General features: G+C 62.0%; 8 protein-coding genes. 3 read left to right on the plus strand and 5 right to left on the minus strand.

The features are described 5' to 3' along the window. Positions 1-679 precede the first annotated feature (679 nt). The 3 genes from G6R20_RS17965 to G6R20_RS17970 all read right to left on the minus strand — a co-directional run bounded on the left by G6R20_RS17965 (position 680) and on the right by G6R20_RS17970 (position 3,523). Positions 680-1,564 carry an IS3 family transposase gene (locus G6R20_RS17965; protein ID WP_205475958.1) on the minus strand — a complete coding sequence of 295 codons (885 nt, stop codon included), beginning with the start codon at positions 1,562-1,564 and terminating at the stop codon, positions 680-682. Beyond that, complete coding sequence (locus tag G6R20_RS18575; protein WP_006898371.1) at positions 1,561-1,854, minus strand: transposase; 294 nt, start codon at positions 1,852-1,854, stop codon at positions 1,561-1,563. The genes G6R20_RS17965 and G6R20_RS18575 overlap by 4 nt, the downstream gene beginning before the upstream one ends. A gap of 784 nt (positions 1,855-2,638) precedes the next feature. After that, entirely contained in the window at positions 2,639-3,523 is an 885-nt protein-coding gene (locus G6R20_RS17970) for a LysR family transcriptional regulator (protein WP_163377232.1), read from the minus strand. Positions 3,524-3,620: 97 nt separating this feature from the next. Here G6R20_RS17970 and G6R20_RS17975 point away from each other — a divergent pair, with 97 nt between their 5' ends. From G6R20_RS17975 to G6R20_RS17985, 3 genes are all read left to right on the plus strand, one after another. Further along, on the plus strand, positions 3,621-5,129 hold the full coding sequence (locus G6R20_RS17975) for a malate:quinone oxidoreductase (RefSeq protein ID WP_163377233.1): 1,509 nt from the start codon (positions 3,621-3,623) through the stop codon (positions 5,127-5,129). 300 nt (positions 5,130-5,429) lie between these two features. Then, positions 5,430-6,905: an IS1634 family transposase gene (locus tag G6R20_RS17980; RefSeq protein WP_163377234.1), complete on the plus strand. Its 1,476-nt coding sequence runs from the start codon at positions 5,430-5,432 to the stop codon at positions 6,903-6,905. A gap of 552 nt (positions 6,906-7,457) precedes the next feature. Then, positions 7,458-9,494, plus strand: a complete 2,037-nt coding sequence (locus G6R20_RS17985) for a serine/threonine-protein kinase (protein ID WP_163377235.1) — start codon at positions 7,458-7,460, stop codon at positions 9,492-9,494. Positions 9,495-9,528: 34 nt separating this feature from the next. Here the strand turns inward: G6R20_RS17985 and G6R20_RS17990 are convergent, their stop codons facing one another. Further along, entirely contained in the window at positions 9,529-10,308 is a 780-nt protein-coding gene (locus tag G6R20_RS17990) for a hypothetical protein (protein WP_163377236.1), read from the minus strand. 199 nt (positions 10,309-10,507) lie between these two features. Next, positions 10,508-11,061, minus strand: a 554-nt coding sequence (locus G6R20_RS17995) for a transposase (RefSeq protein WP_205475960.1), incomplete at its 5' end; no start/stop codon positions are given.

The raw sequence follows: 11,061 nt of genomic DNA on the forward strand, positions 1-11,061 counted from the left end.
GGCTTAGCTGGAGAACGGGGATGCGGTGCCGGTCGTCTTGTCTGTGGTTCACCTAGCTTGGAGCCTCGAGGAAGGCGATACTCGGGGCTCATGTAGGTATTCCATCGAGGTGGGCGGCTTCGCGCCCAGTTGAGATAAGCCGGGCCGCGTTCGCCGAGCGCCTCGGGTTCTCGCTGGTCACGCCACAGAGTCTCGGGATTCGGGCGCCGACCGCGGGCATTGTGCCCTGGGCCTGGCAGTTTCCGCTGATTCTAGCTGGTACGGGGAGCGGCCCTGGGGCTGTTCCCGGGGCGATACTCAGCATGACGCTGTACTTGACGGTGTTCTCGGTGTTCTCGGTGTTCGCCGGCTTGGAGGCTGTAGGTGCAGTAGGGGCTGGAGCTCGGTATCTGGTGAGAGAGCGCTCCGCCGGGGTGGCAGTGCCTGCTGGGAGCGTGGTGGCCACGCTGGCAGGGTTGATGGCTGCGCTGGCTTCCGCCGTCCTCGTTGGCTGACCCGTGCCGGGCAGAGAGCCGGGACGCGTTGCCGATGTCTCACCGCGAAGATGGATTCATCGACACTCGGCCGGCTGCCTTCGCTGACAAAATAGTGGCACGCTACTGACACGCAGTTGGCAAACTGACAAACTGTTTGGCAACCGACAAGAGATGGAGTGTTCCCGCTAAAGTGGCCACTGCAATTAAGCGGCGAGTTCGTATATGTCTCTGAATCCTAGTTCGTACTCGGCTGGTGTCAAGTAGCCCAGTGTGGAATGTCGTCGGGCTCTGTTGTAGTACTCCTCAATCCAGGTGAATGTGCTCTTTTTGAGTGCTTTGAGAGTGGGCCATGGGCGCGTGTGAATGAGTTCTTTCTTGTAGCTCGCGAAGAATGATTCTGCGACTGCGTTGTCGAAACAAATGCCAGTGCGCCCTAATGATCGTTGGATATTGTTTTTCGTGCAGTACTTGTCGAAGTCGGTGGACGTGTATTGAGTTCCGCGATCGCTGTGGAATATGACTTTTCCGCGTGGTCGACGACGAGCGATGGCCATGTCCAGTGCGTCGGTGACCAACTCGGTGCGCATGTGGTCGGCCACGGCCCATCCGACGACCAKCCGGGAGTGCAGATCGATGACGGTGGCCAGGTACGCCCAGCCGTTCCAGGTCCGTACGTAAGTAATATCGCCGCACCACTTGGTGTTCGCCTCTGCCGCCGTGAAGTCGCGGCCGATGAGGTCAGGCGCCCCAACGGGGCTGTCTCCGGCGACGGTGGTGCGCTTCCACGCCTTCGGGTGGCGGCCTTCCAGACCTGCGACCTTCATGAGCCGCCACACCCGCTTGTGCGAGATCCGGTGGCCGCCGGCGGCGAGTTCCGCACGCATGCGCCGTACGCCGGGACGGCCGTTGAGGTGCTCGTAGTGGTACTCGATCAGCGCGGTTAACTCGTCGTCTCGGAGGTCTCGAGCTGAGCGCGACTTGCCGCGCCACTTGTAGTAGCCAGAAGTCGAGACGCCGAGTTGAGCACACATGAACGTGACCGGATATGAATCGGATTCAGCCCAGTCCGCGATAGCCGCGAATTTCACCGCGGGTCTTTCGCGAACCAGGTCGCTACTTTTTTTGCGAACTCCACCTCCATCCGGGCGTGCTTCACTTCTTCGCGAAGGCGCTCGAGTTCCGCCCGCTCGTCCTCATTCAACGGGCGGTCAGACTCACCGTTTCCCTCGTCTCGAGTCTTCTTCACCCATTTCCCCAACGTCATCTCGTGAACGCCGATACTGCGTGCAACTTCGGCGATCGCACGGCCATCATCGATGACCAAACTTACCGCGTTGGCCTTGTACTCGGCAGTGAAGCTCCGACGAGTAGATCCCATAATCCGCTCCCTCTATCTCGGGGGAACTCACCGCTCATCTCCGGGTGTCCACCAGAGCGGGAACGGTCCAGGATGTGGGTGTACCAGGTTCGCCAGAGATCATTCAGCCAGACGGCATCAACCAGGTCATCGTGATGCGATTCGTCTAGCGGCTCCAACCGAACGAACTCATTGCTGAGCACGGGAACGCCGAGAAATCCATCTCCAGATTTTACGAGTTTCTCCTTAGCCCCGCAGTCAGCGGGGACGCGACAGTAGATCGCATCCCACCCCTGGAGTAGAACGGAGCCCCGCCCTGACTATGGCCGGCTATCCCACCGCCGCTGACGGTCCGCACCCCGGGTGAGCCCCGACAGCTCCCCTGAAGAACTGGAGCGGTGTTCCCTAATGTTTAGAAAGTAAAGAGGTAAGGATTACCTAAACTTCCGGATCCCAACTACCGCCGCTGGAACCGTCCCAAGAGGTGTTTTTGCGCTGGTTGAAATCCCAACTTTCGCCTTGCGCGGCAGTAGCTGCCGCGCAAGGCGAAACTTGGGATTTTCGGGCGTGAAGTTGGGATTCTGGGATTTTGGGGCCGTTTTGAAGGAAGTGCTTGGGACTGCTGAGAGTCAGCTGAGCCTTCTGCGGAATAGTCCGGGCAATCCGCCGCCGTAGCGCGGTCTGATCTAGCCGGGGGTGCCGAGTGGGTCTCGAGGACAGTTGCTGACGTCCGTGAGATTGAGGCCACGATCTGAACCCATCGGCAGTCGGGTTGCCTGCAGACAGTAGGCAGAGAGTTGTGGTGTCAGCCGGGCTGGTGGAGGAGGAAGCTGCTTAGGCGGCGGGTGGCGGGCGCTTCGGTTGTAGCGCTCCAGACGAGCGTGATGTCTCGACGGTACTGGGAGCCGACCAGCGGCAGTTCGATCATGCTTGGAGGTATCCGTTTGTCGTTGGGCAGCAGAGCGATTCCGAGTCCACGGCTGACCAGTTCACGGATAGTCGCGAACTCGGTTACCTCGAACGCGATGTCCGGTGTGTAGCCCGCTTCCCTGCACCAGGTCTCGGTCAATTGGCGGAGGTTGTAGCTGGGTGGGTTGGCAATGAAGGTCTCGTGCTTGAGGTCTGCGAGCTCGACTTGCTCTAGCGCAGCGAGCGGATGATTGCTGGGGACAGCGACTTGGATTCGCTGCGTGCCGATTCGCACGTGCCTGAGCCGTTCGGGAGCGGGTATGACGACAGCAAGGTCCAGATCGCCGGCGAGAAGCTCCGCAGTCAGGGCGGAGCCGTGCGCTTGCTTGAGGAGCACCTTGATGCCGGGGTGGTGGTGTCGGAACTCGGCGAGTAGGTCGGGGATGCGCCCTGAGCCCATCGTCAGGGGGAAACCGAACCGCACTGTTCCCTGATCGGGGTCGGCTTCTCCGGTTACTTCACCAATGACCGAATCAAGCTCGCGCAGTGGCTCGCGCATCTGCTTGGCCAGTCGCTGGGCTGCAGCAGTGAGGCGGACGATTCGTCCATCGTGGATGAGAAGCGGAATGCCTAGTTCCTTTTCCAACGCATGAACGCGACGGCTCATCGACGATTGCGGCACGCCGAGCGCCTCGGCGGCCTGCGTCATATGTCCATCGTGAGCGGAAAGTGCCACCAGGGCACGCAAGTGGGGGGCCAGCCGATTTGTCCATTGATCCATTATCGGATTGTAATGCCCTAATCATTCATTGGACGGAACGATTCAGCCGAGGCGATCCTGACAGCACTGGACCCACTACATCGGGAGCGTGTGACTCATGAGGGAAGCATCGAAAGCTGGACCGGATTCGGGCACGAAGCTCGACGCCGACATGATCTTGATCGGCGGCGGAATCATGTCCGCAACGTTGGGATCAATGCTGGCGGTTCTGCAGCCTGACTGGCGAATTGTCCTGCTTGAGAGGGCATCCGAGTTGGCCTCTGAGAGCAGTGGGCCATGGAACAATGCCGGCACTGGACACTCCGGATTCTGCGAGCTCAACTACATGCCCGACCCCTCAGACGGACACAAAGCGTCGAAGGTTGCGCGGCAGTTTCACCTCAGCCGCCAGTGGTGGGCACACCTGGTACGCACGGGACTGCTTTCTCCAGAAACCTTCGTCCACTCCACCCCACACATGGACGTCGTCTTCGGCCATCGCGACGTCGACTACCTTCGGCAGCGATTCCAAACGCTGACGACAGATCCCCTGTTTGACGGGATGGCGTACTCCGAAGATCCCACCACTATCAGCGAGTGGGCACCACTGATGATGGAGGAACGGACCGATCATCAGCCGATGGCGGCCACCCGCCATCCTGGGGGAACCGACGTCGATTTCGGCACACTGACGGAAGGGTTGACTCAGATCGTCTCTGACGCCGGAGGGCAGGTACTGCTCGAGCACGAGGTGCGCTCGCTGCGCCGGTCCCCGGATGGAGCATGGGTCGTCGGGGGACACGCACATGGCAGCACGTTCGAGCTTCGTGGGCGACGGGTCTTCGTCGGGGCCGGCGGAATGGCACTACGCCTGCTGCAGCGCGCTCGCCTACCCGAGATTCGCGGATACGCCGTGTTGCCCGTTGGTGCAGCCTTCTTCCGCTGCTCGGAACCAGAGGTCGTTGCCCGCCACGAAGCCAAGGTCTACGGGCAAGCGGAGATCGGAGCGCCACCGATGTCTGTGCCCCATTTAGACAGGCGTTTCATCGACGGGACCGAACACCTGATGTTCGGCCCCTACGCGACCTTCAGCACCAAGCTACTCAAGAAGGGACGACTCACAGACTTCTTCACCACGCTGCGCTGGCACAACCTGCACGTCATCGCGGCAGCACTCATCCAGAACCTTCCACTGATGCGCTACCTTCTCGTCGAACTCGCCGCCCGACCCCGAAAGAAGTTCGCCAAGCTACAACGCTTCTACCCGGCCGCAGACATCAACCATTGGAACCTCGTGCCCGCCGGTCAGCGCGCCCAACTGGTAACCCCCGACCGACGTCACATTGGTGTACTTCAGCAGGGAACTGAACTCATCGTCGGCGGCGACGGAACAATTGCGGGCCTACTCGGGGCATCCCCCGGGGCCTCGACGGCAGTCCCAATCATGCTCGACCTACTCCAAACCTGCTTCCCGTCCCAGTGGCAGACCACCTGGAGGAACGTCGTGAACGAGGCCATCCCCGGAAGTGCCCCCGGCATGAATTGGAACGCCAGCACCGTCGACGAATCGGGCACCTCAACAGCTACTGCACTTGATCTGGAACGAAAGGGCCCCAGGCAAAATTAAAGAGCTAAGGCTGCCCTATGCGCCTGAGTTTCAAACCGCGGCCCCGGAAGCGTCCCAGCTCCGGGGATTAGCACGGTCACAATCCCAAACCAGCCTTTGCGCGGCAGTAGCTGCCGCGCAAGACGAAAGTTGGGATTCTGGCCTGACTTCCACAAGTTGACGCTGTTCTAGGGATCGGGATTGCGGTTTTCGCTGGTAGGGCGAGTTCGGGGCTGGCGTTTGTGACACTAAACGGCCCGGTAGCTTGGACGTGTGGGGCTGAAATTTCGGAAGGTGCCGACGGGGTCGGGGGCCACGGGCGTGCAGTTGGTCGAGTGGGTAAGCGGCCGGCTGGTGGTGCGCGAGCACCTCGGTTCGGCTCACACCCCCGGCGAGTTGGCGGCGTTGATCGAGGTCGCCAAGCAGCGCATTCAGGGCGATCAGCAGGCGTTTGACCTGGAGTTGAGCGAGCGCGGCGCCGCGGTGATCGATGTGCCGGCAGCGACAGCCGCGCGGATCCAGCAGTCCACGGCGCGGATCTTGTGGCAAGGATTGACCGGTACGTACTCCAGGCTCGGCTTCGACGTGGTGGGCGATACGGTGTTCCGCGACTTGGTGCTGTGCCGTGCGGTGGAGCCGACCAGCAAGTTGGACTCGGTTCGGGTCCTGGGCGAACTGGGGACGAAACCACCGCACGTCAACACGCTCTACAACTGTCTACAGCGAGTGGTCGGCCGGGACTACCGCGCGCTGATCGCCACCGCCTGCTGGGCCCACGTCAACCGCGCCGGGGGCCCCGGTGTCGCGTTGGTGCTCTACGACTTGACCACCTTGTACTTCGAGGCAGAAAAAGAAGATGACCTGCGCAAAGTCGGTATGAGTAAAGAGCGCAAGGTCGACCCGCAGATCACCGTCGGCTTGCTGGTGGCCCGGGACGGGTTCCCGCTGGACGTGCACGTCTTCGAGGGCAACAAGGCAGAGACCAAGACGCTAATCCCGGTCATCACGGCCTTTCAGAAGCGCCACCAGATCAGCGACATGGTCGTGGTAGCCGATGCCGGCATGCTGTCGGCGGCCAACCTCAATGCGCTGGAAGATGCGGGCCTGTCGTTCATCGTCGGCTCCCGCACCTCCAAGGCGCCCAAGGAGCTTGAGGACCACTTCGGCCGCCGCGGCAACGTGATTGCCGACGACGGCGTCGTGGAGCTGATCCGCCCAATGGGACAGGGCCGGGACCGGCGAGACCGGCGGGTGGTGTGGCACTACAAATGGGAGCGGGCCAAGCGAGACCGGCGGACGCTGAACGCGCAGATCGACCGCGCCCAACGCGTCGCCGACCGGGCAGAACCACTCAAGAAGCAGCGGTTCGTGAAGGTCACCGACCAGAAGGTAATCCTGGACGAGACCTCGATCCAGCGGGCCCGCGAATCTGCAGGTTACAAGGGGTATGTCACCAACATCGCCCCGGCCGCGATGGACGGCCATGCCGTCGTGGCGGCCTATCACGACCTCTGGAAAGTCGAACAGTCCTTCCGCATGGCCAAGGCCGACCTGAGGGCCCGGCCGATCTTCCACCGCACCCGCGACGCGATCGAAGCTCACCTGACCGTCGTGTTTGCCGCCCTGGCCGTGGCCCGGCACCTGCAGGACGTCACCGGCATGTCGATCAAGAAGATCGTCACCACCCTGCGGCCCCTGCGCACGGTCACCGTCGCCATTGGCGACCACGAAATGCTCGTCGAACCCACAATCCCGGACGCTGCGCGAGCCGTCATCGACGCGATCAATGCAGGGTGACACTAAAACTTGTGGAAGTCAGGTCTGGGACGAAATGTTGGGATGTTGGGATTTTCGAGCTGATTTGAAGAGAAATGTTGGGACTGCTGAGAATCGGCTGAATCGGCCGAATTTCTTCCCCGGGCAGGGTAGAAGTCACAGCGGCGAACCGCTGCTCCATCTCGGTCCCCTTGCAACTCGAGGTCAGCGTTTCTGCGCACTCCCTTTCGTCTCAGCAGCCATCGAGGCCCGAATGGACTTATGTCAGAAGAGCGCAGACAGACCCTGTGATCCAGCCGGTACTTTGCCCGACCAACCGTCCCGCACGGGTGTACCACTGACACAGTGAAACCAGGAGCTGGCCAGGACGCTTCGCCCGGAACCCGGGTGAGGAGATCCCCAAAGAAGCTACTCTCGCGCTCCGCAGAGACTGCTCGCGACTTCGCGCGCACGTGGCAGCGCGGCGTCATTCAAGTTGTCCAACCCCTCCTCGATGACACAATGACTCCACCGCGCGGGTCCGCCCGACAGTCAGGTCACGGAACGACGGCCGCTACATGGAAGAGAGGTTCGATGTCTGCTAATCGAGTGCAACTTGAGAAGGTCGCCATCGAGGTTGCTCCCGACGCAGCGACTTGCCGCCACCTAGGCACCGGTGGGTTCGCAAGCACGTTCCGCATTCAAACCGCCGACGGGGACGACTACGCGCTTAAGATCGTCGACGCCGCCCAGGCCGGCGCTGAACGCACCGATCGTGAGCTAAGTGCACTTGAGCGCGTGAACCACCCCAACATCGTCGGATACCAAGGAGCGGGCACACAGGTCTTCGAAGGCGTGACCTACCGCTGGCTCAAGATGGACTTCGTTGCCGGGGACACGCTGCGCAATGTCATCGACGGCGGACGCAGTTTTGACCTGATCGAGGCAGTAGATCTCGTGCGGCAGGCTGTTGCGGGCGCAGCTGCCTTGTGGGACGCGCGGACCGCTCACCGCGACCTCACCCCGAACAACATGATGATCACCCCTGCCGGTGACCTCGTCATCGTCGATCTTGGAATGGCGCGCGCTCTTGACGACAAAACCATCACGACGTTGCCCACGCCGGGCACGCCCGGGTGGATGTCTCCGGAGCAGGTCGGAGCGAACCCGACGCACGGGGACTGGCGCTCCGACCAGTTCGTGCTGGGGCTCAACGCCTATTGGCTGCTTACTGGCTCTCTACCATTCACATACCGCACCCCTTACGAAGCATGGATGGCGCCGGACCGGCAGACTCCGCGTAACCCCCGTGACCTTAACCCCGCCATCCCGACAGCCTTGGCCGACCTGGTCATGAAGATGCTTGCCAAGGCCCCGCACCGGCGGTTCCTCCAGACCGCCAAGCTCATCGGCGACATCGAGCGCGTCGCAGCAGCGCTATCGATTCCCGAGTATGCCCCGCAGACCACTCCTCAGTTCCTACTATCCATTGGGGATAAGAAGAGCTTCGCCTCTACGCCTGGGTTCTTGAGCTCCCTCCGTCCCGACGGCATCGTCATCGAACCGCGCGGAAAGGACCGCGTTGCAGAATTCATGGCTTTGACTGACGCTGGCGTCACCGAGCGGATGATCGATCCGTGCACATACCTGTCGCGCTCACCCGTCGACCACCGACCCGCCTACGTCCAGAAGCAGGACTATGGCCGTGGTCCGATTTTGACCGGATTCTCCTCCTCAGCCGACCGCGAAACCTACTGCGCGTCAGCACTCGAGATGCAGCTCAAGGCGGCGCCATCAGCTGTGCTGGCGCCCTACTTTTACGCAGCCAACGGTGAAAGCACTTGGATCGCCGAAAGTCTTCTGTGCGCAGCGGCGACGGCCGATCTGCTTGAGCGCCGCGCTCCCGATCGCGAAGGCGTGTTGGAACGTGTGTGGACCACCGTCGCGGTGGCACAGTCCTGGTTGACTCACGACGACGCCCGCGACCAACTGATGACGATGTTGACCTCCCAGCCCATCGACACCCTGCACCTGCTCGTGCGTACTTCCCAACCATCTTTCGCTCCCCTGGGCGATGGCGACGTGCTTAGCGGGCTGACCGATGTGCTGAGTGTGATGCGGGAGTTCGGTGTTCCGGTGGTTCTGGGGCGGCGGGCCTCCGAGGGCCTGCTTGGTCTCGCACTGGGCGCGGCCGGCTGGACGACGGGTGTCTCGGGCGTCCAAATGAACATGAGCCCGCATCCGGAGTCCACCCAGAGTGGCGGAGCCGCCCAAGATCGTGTCTACGTGCCTCAGCTCCTGACGTACGTGACCACGTCCACCTACGTACAGTTCGCTGCCGCCGAACCTGACCTCGTCGAACTGGGCACGGCTGCGGCCCGCTCCTTACTTTCCGCCAGCCCAGCCCTGGACACGCTGAGCACCGAGCAACGGGTGCTGCTCCTGCAGCACAACATCACCGCCATGCGCGCGCAGGTCAGCGACCTGGCGGGACAGGAGGCCTCTGGGAGGATCAAGTACATGAGGGCTCTGGTCTCAACGGCGCAACACACGTTCAGCAATCTTCCCGCGCCTGCAGGACCAGGAGAGTCCGCCACATTCCTCACCGCCTGGTCTACGGCGCTCAGCTGAGCATCCTCAAGCTCGCCCGCGGTGCGTAGCTCATTTAGAGAATCGGGCTACCCGCGACCCTAGTTGTAGGAGCGCGCACCGCGCTCAACAGTTGCTCGGCAGCCCAGCGGCGGCGAAGCGGCTGCAACGGCCCGCTCGTGGGCGCCTCCAGCACAACCTCGACACCCCCAGCGGAGTCGATCGACAGCAAGCCAACTCGGTTGCGAAGCGCCTCAGTCTCCAGATTCGCGCTCATCACGGTCACAGGCATCGCCACGAAGCTGCGCTCGGCGAACAGCCGATACCTTCCAGCCTGCGCGACAGCGCGACGCCAGTCCTTAAGCTTCAACTCAACCGCGACTAAACTGCTGAATGGATCAGCGGCATTGAGGGTCGCTCGGTACGACGGCGCCGACTCCTCTTCGGAGTAGAACGCCTCCAAGTGGCCGCCGGCGACTAAAGGCTCAATGATCTGCCGCTTTAACGAACGCCACCCATGGGGCGCCCATGCGCGAAGCTGCGACTCCACTATCGGCACTTGAGTCTTGTCCAAAACGCTCAGGGCGAGTGGGTTGGCGAACGTCGACCGGGTGGGTAACCACGCGTCGCCGGAGAAACCTGCCACGAGGTCAGCTACACCGCGACCAGCGTCGATCTCGTCGCCAACAGCGACGATGCCATCCTGTGCGTTCAACCACGCGCGGACCGGCTCTGCGAGCTGAACTTCGGCGGTGTAGGACACACCCGCCGCTGTGTGGACGGGGTCAGAGACAGCAATCGACATTCGCACCCCTACTTTGGTCTGATGACAGCACTCTAGGGTGTTGCGGGTCATGACGCTGGGGTGATGCCCCCGAACCGTTCACATCTCACCTAGACGGTGGGTCCAACCGTCGCCGAATGTAGCCATGACAGACAATCAGTCTGGTCATGGCCACCAGTCGAAAGGACGCGTTCGTGTCTTTGTCTTGGCTTGCTGATGCAATCTCCGAGATAGTGCCCCGTGATGTGGTGGGAATCGGTTCCGCGTCTGGTCAGTCGCAGTGATCAACGAGTTCCGTGTTTTGATCATATCCGTTGCTGGCGTTGAGGGCGTGCTGCTTGGCGGCGATGACGGCTCGGAGTTCGCCCATGGAGCTCTCTGAGAGGTAGCGGCGACCGACTTGCCATTCGTCGTGTTGGTCGATCACCACCGAGGTCGCCAGCCGCAGGAAGGCCTCCGGGTTGGGGAAGATTTCTACGACGTCGGCGCGGCGTTTGATCTCTTTGTTGAGCCGCTCGATGGGGTTGTTGGACCAGATCTTCTGCCAGTGTCCGCGGGGGAACGCGGTGAACGCCAGCACGTCCGTTTTGGCCTCGCGCATCATCTGGTGCGCCTTGGGGAACGAGCCGGCGAAGGTGTCGGCGACCTGGTCCCACTGCGCGGCCACATCCTTGGGGTCGGTGTGGGCGAAGATCGTCTTGACCGCCGCGGTCACCGCGGGTGCGTGCTTTGACGCCACCGTGCCGTGCAGGTTGCGCATGAAGTGCACCCGGCAGCGCTGCCAGGAGGCGCCCACAAACTGCTTGGCTACGGCCGCCTTGAGGC

Origin of the sequence: Dietzia sp. Alg238-R159, assembly GCF_900537145.1 — a bacterium.
GTDB lineage: Bacteria > Actinomycetota > Actinomycetes > Mycobacteriales > Mycobacteriaceae > Dietzia > Dietzia kunjamensis.